This is a genomic window from Sphingomonas mucosissima (assembly GCF_002197665.1).
Taxonomy (GTDB): domain Bacteria; phylum Pseudomonadota; class Alphaproteobacteria; order Sphingomonadales; family Sphingomonadaceae; genus Sphingomonas; species Sphingomonas mucosissima.
In genome coordinates this window covers 173,673-191,486 of record NZ_NBBJ01000003.1, presented here as the reverse complement: position 1 = coordinate 191,486, position 17,814 = coordinate 173,673, and the positions used below count along the sequence as shown (strand labels likewise).

Genomic DNA, 17,814 nt, shown 5'->3' with positions numbered 1-17,814 from the left:
ACGCGCTATGAATTGGCGCGGGAGCGGGCGCAAGGTCAGTCGGCGGCGACGGGCCCTGCGCCGTTCGCCGCAGGACGGCGGCACAGCCACACGATGATCAGCAGTCCGGCACTGAGATAGGCCGACAGGCGGAACAGATCGGTGGACGCGAGGAGATACGCCTGACCCACCATCTGCCGCGTGACCACGGCGGCGGCTTGCGTGGCGTTCATGCCCATATTGGTCAGTGCATCGCTCGCCATCTGATACGGCACGCCATTGCCGATTGCTTCGGACAGGCGCCCCTGGTGTAGCGCCTCGCGCCGATCCCAGGCGGTGGTGATCATCGAGGCGGCAAAGGCGCCCGCAACGATACGGGTGAAGTTGGACAGGCCGGTCGCCGAGGGGATCCGCTCCGGCGGGATGCGGTCGAGCGAGATCGTCAGCATCGCCAAAAAGAAGGTCGACATGGCGACGCCCTGCACCAGCAGCGGCATCACGAAATCCCAGAAACCCGCATAGGTGGTGTAGCCCGAGCGCATCCAATAGCTGATCGCGAAGGCGACGAACGCGACGCTGGCGAGGATCCGCGCGTCAATCTTGCCCGACAAGCGCGCACTCAAGGGCGTGAGCAGCACGGCGACGATGCCGCTGGGCGCCGCGACGAGGCCCGCCCAGGTGGCGGTGTAGCCAAGCTGCGTCTGTAGCCACAGCGGCAGCAGCAGGATGTTGGCGAAGAACACCGCATAGCCAAGGCAGAAGGCAATGTTGCCGATCGCGAAATTGCGGTTGGTGAACAGCGACAGGTCGACGATCGGGTTGGCGTCGGTCAGTTCCCAGATCAGCCAGGCGACAAAGCCGACGCCGGCGATCACGGTCAGGATGACGATCATCGGATCGTTGAACCAATCGGCATTCTTGCCGAGATCGAGCATCACCTGGAGCGAGCCGACCCAGAGGATCAGCAGCGCTAGCCCCACCGTGTCGATCGGCACCTTGGCGGTCGGCGTCTCACGGTCCTTCAGGTTCGACCAGCAGATCGCGATGGTGAAGATGCCGAAGGGCACGTTGATCAGGAAGATCCAGCTCCAATGGTAATTATCGGAGATGTAGCCGCCCAGGATCGGCCCCATGATCGGCGCGACGAGCGTCGTCATCGACCAGATGCCGAGCGCGGTGGCGCGCTTTTCCGGCGGGAAGACCGAGATTAGCAGCGCCTGGCTGCCGGGCATCATCGGACCCGACACGGCGCCTTGCAGCACGCGGAAGATGATGAGCGACGGCAGGCTCCACGCGATGCCGCAAAGGAACGACGCAACGGTGAACAGCGCCAGCGAGACGCAGAAGGTGCGCACCACGCCGAAGCGGCGCATCAGCCAGCCGGTGAGCGGCACCGAGATGCCATTGGCGACGGCAAACGCCGTGACGATCCAGGTCGAATTATCCGAGCTGACGCCGAGGTTGCCGGCGATCGTGGGCAGCGAGACGTTGGCGATGGTGGTGTCGAGCACCATCATGAAGGTGCCCAGCGCCAGCGCAAAGGCGACGAGGCCGAGCCGCGCGCCCGATAGCGGCGCCAGCTGTGCGGGCGGCCCGCCTGCACGCGATCCGGCGGGGGCTGCGACGCTAGCCATGCGGCTGATCGGCTGGCGTGGCAGGAGCAATGGGAGCGCGGATCATCGGATCAGCGGTTCGCGGCGATGATCTGGGCGATCTTCGCTTCGACGGCGGGATCGGCTTCGGTGACATTGCCGCGATACGGCTGAGCGGCAGGGGCGGCGAGGCGTGGCGCGCTGGTGTTCGCGGTGTCGACTTTGGCGAGCACCGACAGGCCGACGCGTAGCGGGTTCGCGCGGAGCTCCCTGGGATCGAGCATGATCCGCACCGGTACGCGCTGGACGATCTTGATCCAATTGCCGCTGGCATTCTGCGGCGGCAGCAGCGCGAAGGCGTTGCCGCTGCCGGCCGATAGCCCGGCCACGCGCCCGTGATAGACCACTTCGTCGCCATAGGCATCTGCCACCACCGTCGCGGGCTGGCCGATGCGCAGATCCTTCAGCTGCGTTTCACGGAAGTTGGCGTCAACCCACAAGCGGCTGAGCGGAACAACCGCCATCAGCGGCGTGCCGGCGGCGATCTGCTGGCCGACTTGCGCGTTGCGCTGCGCCACCACGCCGTCGATCGGCGCGACGATATGCATGTGGCTGCGCATGATGGCGGCGCGGCGGTAGGCAGCGATCGCCGAGAGCACGGCGGGATTGGTGTTGACCGCCGTGCCGGCGACGGTGCTCTGCGCCTGGGTCCGGCGGCTGCGCGCGAGGTTCAGCGCGGCGCGGGCGACCTTTACCTGATCGGCGGCGTGGCTCAGTTCCTCGCCCGAGACGGCGCCCTCGGCCGCTGCACCGCGGCGGCGGGTGTAATCGGCCTGGGCCGCGGCAAGCTGCGCTTCCGCCTGCACGACCGCGGCGCTCGATTCAGTGACGCGCGAGAAATCGGCCCGCGTGCCGCGAACGGCGCGCGCCAGCTCGGCTTCAGCCGCGGCAAGGTTCACATCTGCGGTGAGCGGATCGAGATCGATCAGCGGCTGGCCGGCCTTCACCGCCTGGGTGTTGTCCGCATGAATGGCGAGGATCGTGCCGGGATCGCGCGCAGTGATCGCCACCACGTCGCCCGCGACATAGGCGTCGTCCGTTTCCTCCTCCGGCGCGGCCAGCAGGAAGTGGAACACGGCCCAGATCGCGATGCCGACCACGACGATGATCGCCAGTCCCAGCAAAAGCCGGCGGCGAAGCGCCGGACGGCCGGCAGGCGGAGGGGCGGGAACGGCGGTATCGCTCATGATGCAGGGTTCCGGGAGGGATCGAAGCCGCCGCCCAGCGCCTGGGCCAGCCGCGCGCGGGCGGCGAGCGCGTCCACGGCGAGGGTGGTGGAAGCAAGCTGGGCGTCGAGGAGGCGGATGTCAGTGTCGATGCCGGTGAGGCGCGACTCGAGCCCGGCGTTGATGCGGACCGCGTTCAGGCGGTTGGTCTCGGCAAAGCCGCGGACGACCGCGCCTTGCGCGGCGGCCTCCGCTTCCGTGGCGCGGATGGCGGCAAGCGCATCGGCGGCTTCGCGTACAGCGTTGACGACGGTGCGGTTATAGTCCGCGATGGCGAGGTCGACTTGGGCGGTTGCGCCGGCAAGATCGGCTTTGAGGCGACCGGAGTCGAAGATCGGAAGGTGGAAGGCGCCGCCGGCGCCTGCCGTGCCGGCGTCGGCGTTGAAGAGGTTGCCGATGCCGACGGACTGAAGCCCGGCGAGCGCGATCAGGTTCACGTTGGGATAGAAGGCGCGGCGGGCGACCTGCCGGCCCGCGGCGGCGGCGTCGACGCGTGCCGCGGCGGCAGCAATATCGGCGCGGCGCGCGAGGAGATCGGCGGGAATGGTGGTCGGCAAGGCCAGGCTGGTTGGCTCGGCGAGCCGGGTGGCGCCGATACCGGAGGCATAATCGGCGCCCCGTCCGGCGAGCGCCGCCAGCGCATCAACGGCAATGACGCGTGCCGCCTCCGCTCGGGTCAGCGCAACGCGTGCCTGGGCGAGCAGGGTGGTGGCGGCTTGAACGTCAAGTTGGCTGGCGAGCTGGTTGCGCGCCCGCGTGTTAACGAGGCGCACGGCACGCTCGCGGGTGGCGATCGTCTGGCGGGCGAGCGCGGCGATGCGCTCGGCACGGGCGACTTCGGCATAGGTCGTGACGATTGAGCCAGCGAGCATCAGCCGTGCGGCATCAGCGTCATAGGTGGCGGCGGTGAGCGAGGCGCGGGCGCCCTCGATGGCGGCGCGCTGGCGACCGAACAGGTCGAGGTTCCACGACAGGTTTGCCTGCGCCGTGCCGAGGAAGCGGACGCTGCCGCCGAAGGGGGGTGGAATGGTGTAGCGGCCGGAGAGACGCGCGGCCTGCGCATTGGCGTCCGCGGTGATTTCCGGCCCTGTTTCGGCCTCGCGGCGAGCTATCACGGCCTGCGCCTGGCGGACGCGCGCGAGCGCGGCATCGAGATCGGGGCTGCCGCTGAGCGCGTCCGCGACAATACGGTCGAGCTGCGGATCGCCGAACGCCGTCCACCAGCTTGGATCGATCGCCGGCATCGGGGCGCCGGTGAGGCCAAGGTCCAGCGGTGCTTTTTGGCTGAGCTGCGGCGCAGTATCGGGCGGCGTGCAGGCGGCGAGCAGCGCGACCAAGGCGGCGGTGCCGATTGCACGGCCAGCGCCGCGGCGGCGCGGCATGACATTCATGCGGCGCATGCGTCGCTCTCCTCCGCCATCTTTTCCTCCATGGTATGGCGCAGCCGCTGCAGCATCGCGATCATCTCGGCCACGTCGGCATCGCTCCAGTCCGCGAGGAAGCCGTTCCAACACGCGATCACCTTGCGCTTGGCGGCAAGTGCCGTTTCGGTACCGGCCGGCGTCAGCGTGAGGCGGATCAGCCGGCGATCCTCATCGTCGCGCTGCCGCGAGACCCAACCCTTCGCTTCCATCTGGTCGATCAGCCGGGTCATCGCGCCCTTGTCGTGCCCCAGCTTGCGCGCGAGGCCCCCGCACGTGTCGGCGTGCCGAAAGAAGAGCGAGACCAGCGTGGTCCATTGCATCGCGGTGAGGCCATCCTCTGCGAGCGCCCGATCAACTGCAGCGACGTTCATCTGGTGGATCATGCGCACCAGATAACCAGGCGACGTTTCCGGCGAGAAAGACGAGTCGGTGAACAACACATTGGTTGCTTAGGCAATGGTTGCCGCGGCAGTCAATCCTTTGTGACGAAATGTTGCCGTCTTTCCAGCGCGCGGGTCGGCCACTAGGCTGCCCGCGTCCTCGAGGAGTTTCGAATTGCGTTTGTCGATTTCCCTGACTGCCAGCGTCGCGGCGCTCGCCCTTGTTTCTCCCGCCGTTGCCCAGTCGACGACGCAGCCGCACGCGGGCGCGGCAGCCTCCCCCGCCAAGCCAGCGCCAGTCGCCGACCTGGTGAAGGCGATCGATATCCCCTTTGAGCAGTTCACGCTGACGAACGGCCTTCGCGTTGTGGTGCATACCGACCGCAAGGCGCCGGTGGTCGCGGTGTCCGTCTGGTATGACGTCGGCTCCAAGCATGAGCCGGCGGGGAAGACCGGCTTCGCGCACTTGTTCGAACATCTCATGTTCAACGGCAGCGAGAATGCGCCGGGCGACTTCTTCGAACCGCTGAAGCAGGTGGGCGCGACCGACCTGAACGGGACCACCTATTTCGACCGCACCAATTATTTCGAGACCGTGCCTGCCGCCGCGCTGGAGCAGGCGCTGTACCTGGAAAGCGACCGCATGGGCTGGCTCACCGGCGCCATATCGCAGGCGGTGCTCGATGAGCAGCGCGGGGTTGTCCAGAACGAGAAGCGCCAGGGTGATAACGAGCCTTATGGCCTGGTCAGCTACAAATTGATCGAAGGCGTGTTCCCGAAAGGTCATCCTTATGGCCACAGCACGATCGGCTCGATGGCGGATCTCGATCGCGCCAGCGTTCAGGATGTAAAGGACTGGTTCCGCGATCACTATGGCCCCAACAATGCCGTGCTGGTGCTGGCCGGCGACATCGATGTACCGACCGCGCGGCGGCTGACCGAAAAATACTTCGGAGCGATCAAGCCGGGGCCAAAGAGCGTCGCGCCGCAAGCGGCGGTGCCGGCGCTGGCGCAGCCGCGCAACGAGGTGATGAAGGACCGGGTTGCCGCGCCGCTGGTGGTGAAGAGCTGGCCCGTGCCCGGCCTGAACGATGCGGCAGCGCCGGCGCTTGAGGTTGCGGCAGCGGTGCTGGGCGGCCTCGCCAGCTCGCGCTTCGACAATGCGCTGGTGAAGGGGGACAAGACGGCCGTTCAGGTGAGCGCGAGCTATTCCGATTTCGCGCAGGTCGGCACGTTCACCATCCAGGCGCTGGTTCGCCCCGACGTCGACCCCGCGATCGTCTCGCGGCGTCTGGACGAGCTCGTCGCCGAGTTCATCCGCAACGGACCGACGGCGGATGAGGTGCAGCGCACGCTAACCAGCACGATCTCGCGCCGGCTTGGTGGGCTGGAGGCGGTCGGCGGCAGCGGCGGCAAGGCAGTCGCGCTGGCGGAAGGTGCGCTTTATTCGAACGATCCGGGCTTTTACAAAAAGCAGCTCGCCGCGCTGGCCCTGCAGACACCGGCCAGCGTGAAGGCGGCCGTGCAGCACTGGCTGAAGCGCCCGAGCTACAGCCTGACCGTGGTGCCCGGCGATCGCGATGCGTACGAGGAAGCGCAGGTGCCGCCGCCAGCGGAGCAGGCGCCGGCGCCCGACGTCGCAGCCAAAGGCACGCGTGAGCCGATGCCGGCGGTGGGCGACGTGGGCGCGCTTGCCTTCCCGAAGGTGGAACGCGCGCGGCTCTCGAACGGCGTCGAGCTTGTCTATGCGCAGCGCACCACCGTGCCGGTCACGCAGATGGTGGCGAGCTTCGACGCTGGTGCTGCCGCCGACGTGGCGGACAAGCTGGGGACGCAGAGCATGACGCTCGCCATGATCGATGAGGGGACCGCGCGGCTCAATTCGATCCAGCTAGCCGAGGCAAAGGAGCGGCTCGGCCTCGACATCTTCACCGGCTCTTCCGCCGACCGCACCACCGTCAGTTTCCGCGCGCCAAGCGCCAATCTGGCGCCAGCGCTGGACCTTTGGGCCGATCTGCTGCGCGCGCCGTCATTCCCCGACAGCGAGCTGGCGCGCGTTCGTGCGCAGATGCTGACCCAGATCGCGCAGGAGCAGACCGACCCCGAAGGGATCGAGCAGCGCATCGCGCCGCCGATCCTCTACGGCCCGTCGCACCCGTATGCGAAGAACCAGGGCAGCGGCGATGCAAAGGCCGTGGCGGCGTTGACGCGCGCCGATCTTGTCGCCTTTCATCGTGCTTGGCTGCGCCCGGAAAAGGCGAAGGTGTTCGTGGTGTCCGACCGCCCGCTCGCCGAAGTGCAGGCCGGGTTGAACCGCGTGCTGGCCGGCTGGAAGGGCGAGGGCACGGCGGGCACCAAGCTATTCCTCAAGGATCGCCCGGCGCCGACGCCGCGCATCGTGCTCGCGGATCGGCCGAATTCGCCGCAGTCGCGGATCTCCGGCCTGCTTCGTACCGGTATGCGCGGCACGGACGATCTCCTGCCCGTCATCACCGCCAATGATGCGCTGGGCGGCGATTTCCTTGGCCGCATCAACATGGACCTGCGCGAAACGAAGCATTGGTCCTACGGCGCGTACGGGGGCTTCGGCCGCCACGCCGAAGAGGCATCCTACCAGCTTCGTGCGCCTGTTCAGGCGGACAAGACGGGTGCGTCCATCGCGGCCATGCGGACCGAGATGGCCGCGTTCGTCGGTGACCGCCCGATGACCCAGGCGGAGTTTCAGCGCACGATTACCGGCGCGACTCGGTCGCTCGCTGGGAACTTCGAGACGTCGAGGGCGGTGCTGAGCGCGATGCAGGCGAACGATCTGTATCGTCGGCCGGACGATTATTATGGCACCATCACCCAGCGGTATCGCGCCATGACCCGCGACCAGCTCAATGGCGCGATCCGTAGCGTCATTGATCCGAACCGCTTCGTCTGGATCGTGATCGGCGACGCCAAGACGGTTCGGCCGCAGCTTGACTCGTTGGGACTGCCCGTCGAGGTAATGCGTGCCGCGTCCGTCACGGACGTACCCCAAGGAGAGTGAATGATGGCTGGAGTGGACGGTACCTACGACGTCACTGTGAAGTCCCCGCTGGGCGACCAGAAGTCGACGCTGACAGTGAAGAGCGACGGCAACACGTTCACCGGCACCAATTCCGGCGCCATGGGCGCGTCCGACGTATCGGGCGAAGTGAACGGCAACACGCTGACGTGGAAGCAGCAGATGACCGTGCCGATGCCGATGACGCTGGACATGAATGTCACCATCGACGGCGACACGGTGACCGGCAACGTCGGCGCTGGTGCGTTCGGCAGTTTCCCGCTGACCGGCACGCGGGTCGGCTGATCGAGAAATGAGCATTGCCCCGGCAACTGGCCGGGGCAATGGATGTAGTTTGCGGCGCCGCCCGGCATCGGTTGATCACTTGATACGCGCGACGACCTCTTCGAGCTGGTCGGTTGCTGCGTTCCAGCCGGCCTCGAAGCCCATGGCTTCATGCTGGTCGCGGGCGTCCTTTGTCCAATGACGGGCAATCGCGGTGTACCGCGTCTTGCCACCCTGGTCCGCGAAACTGTCGATACGGACCATGAACGGCCCCGCGGGCATCCAACCCGGCAGAAAGGCGTCCGTACTGACGATCAGGCGCTCGGGCACCACCTCCAGATAAACACCCTCGGAGGGTTGTTCCTCGCCGTTCGGCCCGCGCATCACCATCGCGCTGCGGCCACCGGCGCGCAGATCCTGTTCGATCACCTCGACCGACCATGGACGCGGGACGAACCATTCGGCGAAATGCTCGGTCCACGCCCTCCAGACGGTTGCGATCGGCGCGTCGATCAGGCGTTCGATCTTCAGCTCGTGCATCCTCTGTTCCTTAGTTCGTGAAATCGCCAGTGCGCACCGGGCCGCTGCGATCATAGACGCTCATCACCACCCCCGTGTCGCTGACGCGGTGATCCACGAGGCGCAGACCAGTGGCGGACGCGGCATCACCAGTGAGCACGCGTTTGCCCGCGCCCAGGATGATGGGCATGACCGTGAGGAACAATCGGTCGATCAGCCCTGCGCCGAACAGCGCGGGGTAAAGCTGGCTACTGCCCTGGATCAGCAGGTCCGGGCCTTCGCTGTTGCGCAAGGCGGCCGCCGTTCGCACGGGATTGCCGACCAGCGGCTGCGATCTGCGCCAGCCGAGCGTGTCGGGGCGAGAGGTGACGACATATTTGGTGATGCGGTCAAAGCGTTCCCCGATCGGGTTGACGAGGTGGCGCGGCCAGTAATCGGCAAAGATATCGTACGTGCGCCGGCCGAGCAGCAGGTCATATTCAGCGCCCTCGATATGCTCGGCAATAAAGGCGTCGGTCGTTTGGTCCGAATATCCCGCCGCCCATCCGCCATAAGCGAAGCCGCCGCTCCGATCCTCGTCCGGCCCACCGGGTGCCTGCACCACACCGTCGACCGACATGAAAAGCCCACCGATGACCTTACGCACCCGCCGAATCCCCGGCACGAGCGCGTTCGATCGCGGCGATGTCGATCTTCTTCATCGTCATCATGGCCTCCATTGCACGCCTGGCGGCGGCAGGGTCCGGATCGGCCAGCGCCGCCATCAGCGCGCGGGGTGTGATCTGCCAGGAGAAGCCCCACCGGTCCTTGCACCAGCCGCAGTCGCTCTCCACGCCGCCGTTGCCGACGACCGCATTCCAGTAACGATCGGTTTCCTCCTGATCATCGGTCAGCACCATGAAGCTGACCGCCTCATTGGGGGTGAAGTTGGGTCCGCCATTGAGGCCGAGGAAAGGACGGCCAAGCACGCTGAACATAACGGTCAGCTCCCCGCCGGCGGCCATGGATGGATTGTCTGCCGGCGAATTCTGTGCCGCGCCGACATGGCTGTCCGGGAATACGCTGGCGTAGAAGCTGGCGGCTTCGCGTGCTTGCCCCCGATCAAACCAGACGCAGGTCACGAGCTTGTCCTCAGTCATCATCTCTCTCCCACCAAGACGGTGTCAGGCTGGCGCTCCCGGCGCGACGACACCGAAGGCGGCACCGTGAGGATCGCTGGCGACGATCACCCGATCGCCGCCGGGCACCTCCATCGGGCCCGCGTGGACCATGCCACCGCCGGCCTTCACCTTCGCCGCGGCTTCTTCAATATTCGGGACGCGGAAGTAGAAGAGCCAGCCGGGCGGCTGGCTGCCGGCCTTCATCGTGGCGCCAATGACCTCTGCGTTCACGGCAGCAAAGACATAGTCGCCCATGTCACCGGGCATCGTCATCCGGTCGGGATAGGTCCAGCCGAACACGTCGGCATAAAAGCCATTGCTGCCGGCCTGATCGGTGGTGGAAAGCTCGTGCCAATTGCACTTGCCCATGCCGGTGCGCTCCCACGAATGGCTTGGCTCGTCGCTTTCACCCCGCATGACGTAGAGCGGATTGCCCTGAGGGTCGGCGACCATTGCCATTCGGCCAACGCCCGGCATGTCAAAGGCGGGTAGTTGGACGCTGCCACCGGCTTGATTGATCCGGGCGACCGTTGCATCGACATCATCGACGCCGACGTAGAACAACCACATCGGCCTGCCGCCGCCCTGCACCATCTCCGGCGAGAGGCGCATCAGGCCGCCTACCGCGTCGCCAGACGCCGCTTCGATCATCCGGTAGTCCATCTCGCCTTCAGGCTTCGGCCCTACCGTCCAGCCGATCACGGCCTCGTAAAAAGTCTTGGACGCGTCGGGGTCGGTGGACAGGAGTTCGTACCAGATCGGCGTGCCATGGGTGTTGCGCATCGTCGCTCTCCCTTGCTCAGCGATCGACCACGGGCGCGAACCCGCCGAACATCATGCGCTTGCCGTCGAAGGGGCGATCGCCTCCACCCGACAATCGCGTGTCGCTCATCAGCTGCTCCCAAGCGGCGTCGCGGACCTGCTTCGACGGCCACTCGATCCAGCCAAGCGCGACTGTGTCGCCATCCTCGGCCTTTGCCGCGCGACGGAAGTCCGTGACCTTGCCGTCGGGCACGTCATTGCCCCAGGTATCGACCACACGGGTCGCGCCGTGATCGAGGAATGCGGCGGCGGAGGTTTGTGAAAAGGCGCGATAAGCCTCTTTCCTGTCCTGCGGCACAGGCAGGATCACGCCGTCGATATAGCCGCAATCGCCGCCTGCGCCGGCTTCGTGCAGCAGCTCGAACCCGCCGTAGATCATGCGCTTCCCGTCGAACGGCATGTCGCCCATCTTCTCCATGCGCGGATCGCTCATCATCTTCTGGCCGGCGGAGTCGCGGGTGGCCTTGTTCGGATATTCCACCCAGCTGAACAGGACGGTCTCGTCATCCTTGGCCTGCACGGCGCGGTAGAGGTCGTTCACCTCGCCGCGCGGCACGTCGTCACCCCAGCCTTCGACCATGCGAGCGGCGCCGAACTCCTTGAACAGATCAAGCGCACCCTCCGCATGATCGACATATTTCTGCTTGTTGGCGGTCGGCACCGCGACCACGAACCCGTCCACGTAGGTCATGCCGCTTCCCCCATCTTTTCGAGCCAGGCGCGCAGTTCGGCAGGTGGCTGACCCGTGAAGCCCGCGAGCTGATCCGCCAGCGCACGTTCAAAGGCCGGGCGGGCGGTGCCGCGCTCAACATAGGCCTGAAGGTTCGGGTAAGCGTCGAGGTGGCCGTCGCCAGCGACGATGCGCAGCACCGATACCATCAGGAGGTCGCCGGCGGTGAAGGTGTCCCCTTCCAGCCACGTGTCGTCACCAAGGCGATCGGACAACTCGCCCAAACGCCCGTCGATGCGCGCGTTTACGGAGGGGAGGCGCGGCTTTGACCATGGCGCGTCTGCTTCGAACAAGGTGGCGATTGCGTGATCCATTATCGGCGGCTCCACCGTGTTCAGCGCGGCGAACATCCATTCGATCGCGCGGGAGCGGGCCGCCGGGTCGGTCGGCAGCAGCTTGCCGTGCCGATCTGCGATGTGAAGCACGATGGCACCCGACTCAAACAGGGTAAGGTCGCCTTCCTGGTAGGTCGGCACTTGGCCGAACGGCTGGCGCGCGCGATGCGGCGGGTGCCTCTGGCTCCCCTGAGCCAAGTATAGCACGTCATAGGGCTGACCGACTTCTTCCAGCGCCCAGCGCACGCGCAGGTCCCGGACCTGTCCGCGGGCAAACGGCGGCACCCAATCGAAGGCGGTGATGATCGGCTTGTTCATCCTATCTTCCTCTCCATTTCAGGCGAACGGCCCTGCACCCTGCGCCGCTGCAATCAGCAGGATCGCCAGAGCGGTCACGGCAAAGGCGCAAAGGCCGCCAAGCACGGCGCGATGATCAAGGGGCATGATCGTCTCCCTTCGGCGGCTGACCAGCATCCGGATCGTCAGGCGTCGCCCTCTTTCTTCTGGCCTTTGAGCAGCGCCACCACGGCCATGGCATGGCCGTGGCCCAGCCCCAGATCGGTCTTCAGCGCCTCGACAATGGCCATCGGGCGAATGCCGGCGGCCAGCGTCCCGCCCTGCGTCCAACCCTTTTCCGCGCCCATCGCGCGCAGGTCCGCCGGGGTCTTGCCGGTCTTCTTCTCGATCGTGTCGAGATACGCCTGGAACGACATGATCCGTCTCCTCAGGCGCTGGTTGCTGCGGTGGGATCCATGGTTGCCGCGGCCGCTTCCATGTCCATGAACGCCGGCTCCCAGGTGTGGCCGTCGAGATCCTCGAAGGCGCGGCCGTACATGAAGCCGAGATCCTGCCGGTCGCGCGTCTCGCGGCCGCCGGCGGCAATCGCCGCCTCGGTGATCGCGTCCACGGCGGCCCGGCTGTCGAACGAAAGGGCGAGCAGCACGCCGCTGGTGGTGTGCGCGTCGATCAGCGTCTTGTTGGTGAAGGTGGCGTAGAAAGCGGTGTCGAGCAGCATCACGCTGATCGCGTCTGACCAGACCATCGACGACGCTTGTTCATTGGAGAACATCGGGTTCTTGGTGAAGCCCAGCGCCTCGTAGAAGGCAGTGGCGGCAGCGACATTGGCGACTGGCAGGTTCACGAAGATCATCTTGGTCATGCGAAACGCTCCGTTTGCGACTCGATGCTTGAGATTTCTGGAGCATTTAGTTATCTAAAACAACCATGAAGTTAGAAAAAATGACGAACGGCGAAAGTGGGGCGGTAAAACGGTGGTATGACGATGCATGCGGCACCGCGCTGGCGATGGAGTTGGTGGGGGAGCGCTGGTCCTTGCTGATCGTGCGCGAGCTGATGTTCGGGCCGCGCCGCTTTGGCGAGTTGAAGGCGTCACTCGGCGGGATCAGCGCCAATGTGCTGACGCAGCGGCTCGAGGGGCTGGAGCGCGCGCATATCGTGAAGCGCGAACGGCTGCCGCCGCCTGCCAATGTGCAGGTTTATGGGCTGACCGCCTGGGGATACCAAGCGGAGGAGCCGATCAAGGCGCTTGGCGCCTGGGCGGCGCGCTCTCCGGATCATGATCCGATGCTGCCGTTGTCGGCAGCGTCGATGATGCTGTCGCTGCGCACGATGATCGATGTGGCGGCGGCGCGGGCGATGCCGGATATGGCGGTGGGGTTCACCTTCGGGCCGGAATCGTTCGTTGCGCGGCTGGAGTGTGGCGACTTGCCGATCGTGCGCGGGAGTGCGGCGGTGGACGTGCATTTCGCCACCACGCCGCGGATCATGGCGAACCTGACCTATGGCAAATGGCCGATCACCGAAGCCGAAGCCGCGGGCGAATTGGTGTTCACCGGGGACCGGGAACTGGCGGCACGCTTCATCGATCTCTTCAGGCTACCGACGAAAGCAGAGGTTGAATAACCCGCGAAACACCGCCTAAGGCATTCGTGTTACTTTCGAGGCGCGCATGACCGACATTCCGAATACGCTTCCCGACAGCCGCGAGACCACGATCCTCGACGCGCCCGACAAGATGGTGAGCGTGCGCGAGATGTTCGGCATCGACAGCGACATGCAATGCCCCGCCTTCAGCGAGGCGGACGAGCGGGTGCCGGATCTCGACCCCGCCTATGTGTTCGATCCGGACACGACCATGGCGGTGCTGGCCGGCTTTGCGCACAACCGCCGCGTGATGGTGCAGGGCTATCACGGCACCGGCAAGTCGACGCACATCGAGCAGGTCGCGGCGCGGCTGAAATGGCCGTGCATCCGCATCAACCTCGATGCGCACATCAGCCGTATCGACCTCATTGGCCGCGACGCGATCGTGCTGAAGGACGGCCAGCAGATCACCGAATTCCGCGAAGGCCTGCTGCCCTGGGCGCTGCAGACGCCGACCGCGCTCGTCTTCGACGAATATGACGCCGGGCGCCCGGATGTGATGTTCGTGATCCAGCGCGTGCTGGAAACAGAGGGCAAGCTGACGTTGCTCGACCAGAATCGCGTGATCCGGCCGAACCCCTATTTTCGCCTGTTCGCCACCGCCAACACGGTCGGCCTGGGCGATACGAGCGGGCTGTATCATGGCACGCAGCAGATCAATCAGGGCCAGATGGACCGCTGGAACATCGTCGTCACGCTGAACTATCTGCCGGCCGCGACCGAGGCGAACATCGTGCTCGCGAAGTCGGGCGAATATGACAAGCCCGACGGCAAGAAGCAGGTCGAAGACATGGTCCGCGTGGCCGACCTGACGCGCAAGGGCTTCATCAACGGCGACATCTCCACCGTGATGAGCCCGCGCACGGTGATCACCTGGGCGCAGAACACGCTGATCTTCAAGGACGTCGGCTTCGCATTCCGCCTGTCGTTCCTCAACAAGTGCGATGAGGCCGAGCGGCCGCTGGTGGCGGAATATTACCAGCGCGTGTTCGGGAAGGACCTGCCGGAGAGCGTGGTCGGAAAGGGCTGATGCGCGAGCGATGACGCGCCGCGCCATCCTGCACATCGGCGCGGAGAAGACCGGTACCACCACGCTGCAGACGGCGTTTTGTAGGGATGCTGCACGGCTGGCCGATCTTGGGGTTCGCTACCCCGATCTTGGCGGAGCGGGCCATGCGGCGCTGGTCTACGCGGCGGCGGACGCCGACACACAGGTCGCTGACCTAGCGCCGCATATCGGCCTGATGTCAGGCGAATCGCACGCCGCTTTTGTCAGGCGTTTGGAAGAGCGCCTCGCCGCCGAAATCGCCGCGCATAGTGGCGCGCGCTTTGTCTTTTCCACCGAACATGCGCAGTCTCGGCTCATCAGCGCGGCATCTCTGCAGCAACTTCAGGCACTGCTCGCACGGTATTTCGACACGGTTGAAGTTGCCGTTTATCTCCGACGGTGGGACCGGATGGCGATGAGCTTTCATGCAACGGCGATGCGCAACGGACCGGGACCGTCCTTTTCCTTTGCGCGTTTCGCGGGGTCGACGCTGCTCGATTACCCGGTGTTGCTCGATCGCTGGGCGCGAGTTTTCGGCGAGGAGCACGTTCACGTCGGCATTTTCCATCGACCCGATCTCATCAACGGTTCAATTCTCGACGACTTCACGACACGCTTCGAGCTTCCGGCGCTGACACCCGTCGACGATCAGAACGTTTCGCTCGATCCGAGCGGCCAGGCCGTGCTTCGCGTGATCGACAAGGCTTCGGCCGACCTGCCGAAGGCACAGCAACTGGCCGTGCGCGAAGCGGTTGCGGAGACGTTGCGGCCTGATCGCGCCAGCGCCTTGCCTGTCGCGCGCGATCAGGCGATGAGCTTTGTTCAAGGCTACGCGCAGGACGAAGCCGAGATATGTCGTCGCTGGTTTCCCGATCGTCAAACATTGTTCGACGATCGGTTCGACGATTATCCGGAGCGGCCCGAGCCGGCGGTGCGGACGTGGCGTGACGCTTCGGTCGCGCTGATCGACGCACTTCTCAGCGTTATCGATAGAGAGGCCCAATCCCGCGCCGAGACCCGTTACTATCGTGCCCTCCATCATCGCCGCGGGAACCGTATCGACCTTGCCGAGGCGGAGATCCGCGAAGCGGTGCTGCTGCGGCCGCAGTCTGCCGCCTATTGGAATGTCCTGGCCGACATTCTTCACGGCGCCGGGCGGACCGAAGACGCGCGTGAAGCGGTCGCGGCCGGGCTTCGTGAGGTGCCCGACAATGCGCACCTTCTCGCGCTCCGCGACCAACTCGATCCTAAATAGAGCGCCGCTTGTGTGCAGCCACGATGAGATTAGGATAAAGCCATGGCCACCGAAACGCCTCTCGACCGGTTCAAGAACGTTCTTGGCGGCGCGTCGCGTGCGCTGTCCGAGGAGCAGGAGGTGGAGCTTGCCTTCACCGCCGACGCGCCGACCCAGTCCGGCAAGCATCTCAAGGTGCCGATGCCGGCCCGCAGTCTGCCTGCCGATCAGGTGGCGGAGGCGCGTGGATTCGCCGATGGTTTCGCGCTGCGGCTGAAGCATCACGATATTGCGCTCCACCAGCGCGGCGCGCCGCAGGAGGCACTGGCGCGGGCGGTGTTCGACGCGGTGGAAGGCGCGCGTGTCGAGGCGCTTGGCAGCCGTGGCTATCAGGGGATCACCGATAACCTGGCGCGGGCGCTGGACGTGCGGCTGCGGGCGGATCCGATCACCCGCGCCCGGACGCGCGACGAGGTGCCGCTGTCGACCGCGCTTGGGCTGCTGGTGCGCGAGGCGCTGACCGGCGAGCAATCGCCCGACGCTGCCCAGCCGGGACTTGCCCTGGTCCGCGAGTGGATCGAGCAGCGCGCCGATCTGTCAAACCTCGCCTTTGCGCTGGACGATCAGCGCGCCTTTCAGTCGCTCGCGATGAAGCTGCTGGAGGATCTCGAACTCGTTGAGGGTGATCAGGCGCCCGAGGAAAGCGACGACGGCGGCAACGAGGACGAAGGCACCGACAGCGAGCAGCAGGACGAGGGCGAGGAAGGCGAGAGCCAGGACGGCGAGGGGCAGGCCGAATCGGAGCAGCGCGGCGAGCAGCGCGAGTCGGATGACAGCGACGGCGAAGGCCAGGAGCAGGGCGAGGAAAGCTACGACGATCTCGACGGCGAGCCGGGCGACGATGGTGAGGAGGGCATGCAGCCCGTGCGCCCGAACCGCCCGCCGGCGGATTGGTCGCCGCAGTTCGAATACAAGGCGTGGACCACGCAATTCGATGAGGTGATCGCAGCCTCCGAATTGTGCGACAATGACGAGCTGGCACGACTGCGCGGCTATCTCGATCAGCAGCTCGTGCCCTTGCAGGCGGTCGTGTCGCGTCTCGCCAACCGCCTGCAACGCCGACTGATGGCGCAGCAGAACCGGTCATGGAATTTCGACCAGGAGGAGGGCCTGCTGGACGCGGCCCGTTTGGCACGGGTCGTCATCAACCCGATGCAGTCGCTGTCGTACAAGGTGGAAAAGGACACCGAGTTCAAGGACACGGTGGTCACGCTGCTGATCGACAATTCGGGATCGATGCGCGGGCGGCCAATCTCGATTGCGGCGATCAGCGCGGACATCCTCGCCCGCACGCTGGAACGGTGCGGCGTGAAGACGGAGATCCTGGGCTTCACGACCCGCGCCTGGAAGGGTGGGCAGAGCCGGGAAACATGGCTTGCTGCCGGACGACCGCCGCAGCCGGGCCGGCTGAACGACGTGCGCCATATCGTTTACAAAATGGCGGACGAACCATGGCGGCGGGCGCGCAATTCGCTCGGCCTGATGATGCGCGAAGGGCTGCTGAAGGAGAATATCGACGGCGAGGCGCTGCTGTGGGCGCACACCCGCCTGATCGCGCGACCGGAGGAGCGGCGGATCCTCATGGTGATCTCCGACGGTGCGCCGGTGGATGATTCAACGCTGTCGGTGAACAGCGGCTCCTATCTGGAGCGGCACCTGCGCCAAGTGATCGACTGGATCGAGCGCAAGTCTCCCGTGGAGCTCATCGCGATCGGGATCGGGCATGACGTGACGCGCTATTACAGCCGCGCGGTGACGATCATGGATGCGGAGCAATTGGGCGGCACGATCATCGAGCAACTCGCCGCGCTGTTCGACGCGGAATAGGGGCTCAAGGCGGGGCGTTTGGTTCGCCAGAATGCGTGTCCAGGACGCGCAGGTCGCTGCTTTGGGTATGCGGCCTGCCACGCACGATCACCGCACATGTGATAAGGCCGGACGGAAGTGATCGAGCGCAGCTACCGAGTGATGAGCGCCGAAGGGTG

At 65.8% G+C, this 17,814-nt stretch carries 18 protein-coding genes; 6 read left to right on the top strand and 12 right to left on the bottom strand.

Annotation, left to right across the window (positions count from 1 at the left end; genetic code table 11):
* Positions 1 to 35 precede the first annotated feature (35 nt).
* The 4 genes from SPMU_RS10695 to SPMU_RS10680 are packed head-to-tail and all read right to left on the bottom strand — an operon-like array spanning position 36 to position 4,721.
* The gene (locus SPMU_RS10695) at positions 36 to 1,613 is read right to left on the bottom strand and encodes a DHA2 family efflux MFS transporter permease subunit (protein WP_088334116.1); all 1,578 of its coding nucleotides are present in this window, start codon (positions 1,611 to 1,613) and stop codon (positions 36 to 38) included.
* Positions 1,614 to 1,663: 50 nt separating this feature from the next.
* The gene (locus SPMU_RS10690) at positions 1,664 to 2,818 is read right to left on the bottom strand and encodes an HlyD/EmrA/EmrK family protein (protein WP_088333868.1); all 1,155 of its coding nucleotides are present in this window, start codon (positions 2,816 to 2,818) and stop codon (positions 1,664 to 1,666) included.
* Complete coding sequence (locus SPMU_RS10685) at positions 2,815 to 4,257, bottom strand: efflux transporter outer membrane subunit (protein WP_245833103.1); 1,443 nt, start codon at positions 4,255 to 4,257, stop codon at positions 2,815 to 2,817. Before SPMU_RS10685 ends, SPMU_RS10690 begins: the two co-directional genes overlap by 4 nt.
* The gene (locus SPMU_RS10680; RefSeq protein ID WP_245833094.1) at positions 4,245 to 4,721 is read right to left on the bottom strand and encodes a MarR family winged helix-turn-helix transcriptional regulator; all 477 of its coding nucleotides are present in this window, start codon (positions 4,719 to 4,721) and stop codon (positions 4,245 to 4,247) included. Before SPMU_RS10680 ends, SPMU_RS10685 begins: the two co-directional genes overlap by 13 nt.
* Positions 4,722 to 4,836: 115 nt before the next feature.
* On the opposite strand from SPMU_RS10680, the gene SPMU_RS10675 reads away from it, so the two are divergent.
* Positions 4,837 to 7,695, top strand: a complete 2,859-nt coding sequence (locus SPMU_RS10675; RefSeq protein ID WP_425442173.1) for a M16 family metallopeptidase — start codon at positions 4,837 to 4,839, stop codon at positions 7,693 to 7,695.
* A 3-nt stretch (positions 7,696 to 7,698) separates the two neighbouring features.
* Positions 7,699 to 7,998: a hypothetical protein gene (locus SPMU_RS10670; RefSeq protein WP_088334113.1), complete on the top strand. Its 300-nt coding sequence runs from the start codon at positions 7,699 to 7,701 to the stop codon at positions 7,996 to 7,998.
* Positions 7,999 to 8,073: 75 nt separating this feature from the next.
* Here the strand turns inward: SPMU_RS10670 and SPMU_RS10665 are convergent, their stop codons facing one another.
* The 8 genes from SPMU_RS10665 to SPMU_RS10630 all read right to left on the bottom strand — a co-directional run bounded on the left by SPMU_RS10665 (position 8,074) and on the right by SPMU_RS10630 (position 12,702).
* Positions 8,074 to 8,517, bottom strand: a complete 444-nt coding sequence (locus tag SPMU_RS10665; RefSeq protein ID WP_088333866.1) for an SRPBCC family protein — start codon at positions 8,515 to 8,517, stop codon at positions 8,074 to 8,076.
* Positions 8,518 to 8,527: 10 nt separating this feature from the next.
* Complete coding sequence (locus SPMU_RS10660; RefSeq protein WP_088333865.1) at positions 8,528 to 9,142, bottom strand: dihydrofolate reductase family protein; 615 nt, start codon at positions 9,140 to 9,142, stop codon at positions 8,528 to 8,530.
* Positions 9,135 to 9,635, bottom strand: coding sequence for a VOC family protein (locus SPMU_RS10655; protein ID WP_088334112.1), 501 nt, complete (start codon positions 9,633 to 9,635; stop codon positions 9,135 to 9,137). Before SPMU_RS10655 ends, SPMU_RS10660 begins: the two co-directional genes overlap by 8 nt.
* A 24-nt stretch (positions 9,636 to 9,659) precedes the next feature.
* Entirely contained in the window at positions 9,660 to 10,439 is a 780-nt protein-coding gene (locus tag SPMU_RS10650; protein WP_088333864.1) for a VOC family protein, read from the bottom strand.
* A 16-nt stretch (positions 10,440 to 10,455) separates the two neighbouring features.
* A complete protein-coding gene (locus tag SPMU_RS17555; RefSeq protein ID WP_088333863.1) occupies positions 10,456 to 11,169 on the bottom strand; it encodes a DUF1428 domain-containing protein in 714 nt (237 codons plus the stop codon).
* Positions 11,166 to 11,861 (bottom strand): glutathione S-transferase family protein, encoded by a 696-nt coding sequence (locus tag SPMU_RS10640; RefSeq protein ID WP_088333862.1) that lies wholly within the window; start codon positions 11,859 to 11,861, stop codon positions 11,166 to 11,168. The genes SPMU_RS17555 and SPMU_RS10640 overlap by 4 nt, the downstream gene beginning before the upstream one ends.
* Positions 11,862 to 12,025: 164 nt before the next feature.
* On the bottom strand, positions 12,026 to 12,256 hold the full coding sequence (locus tag SPMU_RS10635) for a DUF4287 domain-containing protein (protein ID WP_088333861.1): 231 nt from the start codon (positions 12,254 to 12,256) through the stop codon (positions 12,026 to 12,028).
* An 11-nt stretch (positions 12,257 to 12,267) separates the two neighbouring features.
* Positions 12,268 to 12,702, bottom strand: coding sequence for a VOC family protein (locus SPMU_RS10630; protein WP_088333860.1), 435 nt, complete (start codon positions 12,700 to 12,702; stop codon positions 12,268 to 12,270).
* 80 nt (positions 12,703 to 12,782) lie between these two features.
* Between SPMU_RS10630 and SPMU_RS10625 the strand changes: the two genes are divergently transcribed.
* The 4 genes from SPMU_RS10625 to cobT are packed head-to-tail and all read left to right on the top strand — an operon-like array spanning position 12,783 to position 17,656.
* Positions 12,783 to 13,466 carry a winged helix-turn-helix transcriptional regulator gene (locus SPMU_RS10625; protein ID WP_245833092.1) on the top strand — a complete coding sequence of 228 codons (684 nt, stop codon included), beginning with the start codon at positions 12,783 to 12,785 and terminating at the stop codon, positions 13,464 to 13,466.
* Between the two features lie 46 nt (positions 13,467 to 13,512).
* Positions 13,513 to 14,517, top strand: a complete 1,005-nt coding sequence (gene cobS / locus SPMU_RS10620) for a cobaltochelatase subunit CobS (RefSeq protein WP_088333858.1) — start codon at positions 13,513 to 13,515, stop codon at positions 14,515 to 14,517.
* A 10-nt stretch (positions 14,518 to 14,527) separates the two neighbouring features.
* Positions 14,528 to 15,790 carry a tetratricopeptide repeat protein gene (locus SPMU_RS10615; RefSeq protein WP_088333857.1) on the top strand — a complete coding sequence of 421 codons (1,263 nt, stop codon included), beginning with the start codon at positions 14,528 to 14,530 and terminating at the stop codon, positions 15,788 to 15,790.
* A gap of 42 nt (positions 15,791 to 15,832) precedes the next feature.
* Positions 15,833 to 17,656: a cobaltochelatase subunit CobT gene (cobT, locus tag SPMU_RS10610; RefSeq protein WP_088333856.1), complete on the top strand. Its 1,824-nt coding sequence runs from the start codon at positions 15,833 to 15,835 to the stop codon at positions 17,654 to 17,656.
* Positions 17,657 to 17,814 lie beyond the last annotated feature (158 nt).

Excerpts from the sequence above, each read along its gene's own strand:
- SPMU_RS10670 (WP_088334113.1), top strand. The coding sequence starts at position 7,699 with ATGGCTGGAGTGGACGGTACCTACGACGTCACTGTGAAGTCCCCGCTG.
- SPMU_RS10635 (WP_088333861.1), bottom strand. The coding sequence starts at position 12,256 with ATGTCGTTCCAGGCGTATCTCGACACGATCGAGAAGAAGACCGGCAAG.
- SPMU_RS10640 (WP_088333862.1), bottom strand. The coding sequence starts at position 11,861 with ATGAACAAGCCGATCATCACCGCCTTCGATTGGGTGCCGCCGTTTGCC.
- SPMU_RS10695 (WP_088334116.1), bottom strand. The coding sequence starts at position 1,613 with ATGGCTAGCGTCGCAGCCCCCGCCGGATCGCGTGCAGGCGGGCCGCCC.
- SPMU_RS17555 (WP_088333863.1), bottom strand. The coding sequence starts at position 11,169 with ATGACCTACGTGGACGGGTTCGTGGTCGCGGTGCCGACCGCCAACAAG.
- SPMU_RS10615 (WP_088333857.1), top strand. The coding sequence starts at position 14,528 with ATGACGCGCCGCGCCATCCTGCACATCGGCGCGGAGAAGACCGGTACC.
- SPMU_RS10665 (WP_088333866.1), bottom strand. The coding sequence starts at position 8,517 with ATGCACGAGCTGAAGATCGAACGCCTGATCGACGCGCCGATCGCAACC.
- cobS (WP_088333858.1), top strand. The coding sequence starts at position 13,513 with ATGACCGACATTCCGAATACGCTTCCCGACAGCCGCGAGACCACGATC.
- SPMU_RS10625 (WP_245833092.1), top strand. The coding sequence starts at position 12,783 with ATGACGAACGGCGAAAGTGGGGCGGTAAAACGGTGGTATGACGATGCA.
- SPMU_RS10685 (WP_245833103.1), bottom strand. The coding sequence starts at position 4,257 with ATGCGCCGCATGAATGTCATGCCGCGCCGCCGCGGCGCTGGCCGTGCA.
- SPMU_RS10650 (WP_088333864.1), bottom strand. The coding sequence starts at position 10,439 with ATGCGCAACACCCATGGCACGCCGATCTGGTACGAACTCCTGTCCACC.
- SPMU_RS10630 (WP_088333860.1), bottom strand. The coding sequence starts at position 12,702 with ATGACCAAGATGATCTTCGTGAACCTGCCAGTCGCCAATGTCGCTGCC.
- cobT (WP_088333856.1), top strand. The coding sequence starts at position 15,833 with ATGGCCACCGAAACGCCTCTCGACCGGTTCAAGAACGTTCTTGGCGGC.
- SPMU_RS10690 (WP_088333868.1), bottom strand. The coding sequence starts at position 2,818 with ATGAGCGATACCGCCGTTCCCGCCCCTCCGCCTGCCGGCCGTCCGGCG.
- SPMU_RS10655 (WP_088334112.1), bottom strand. The coding sequence starts at position 9,635 with ATGACTGAGGACAAGCTCGTGACCTGCGTCTGGTTTGATCGGGGGCAA.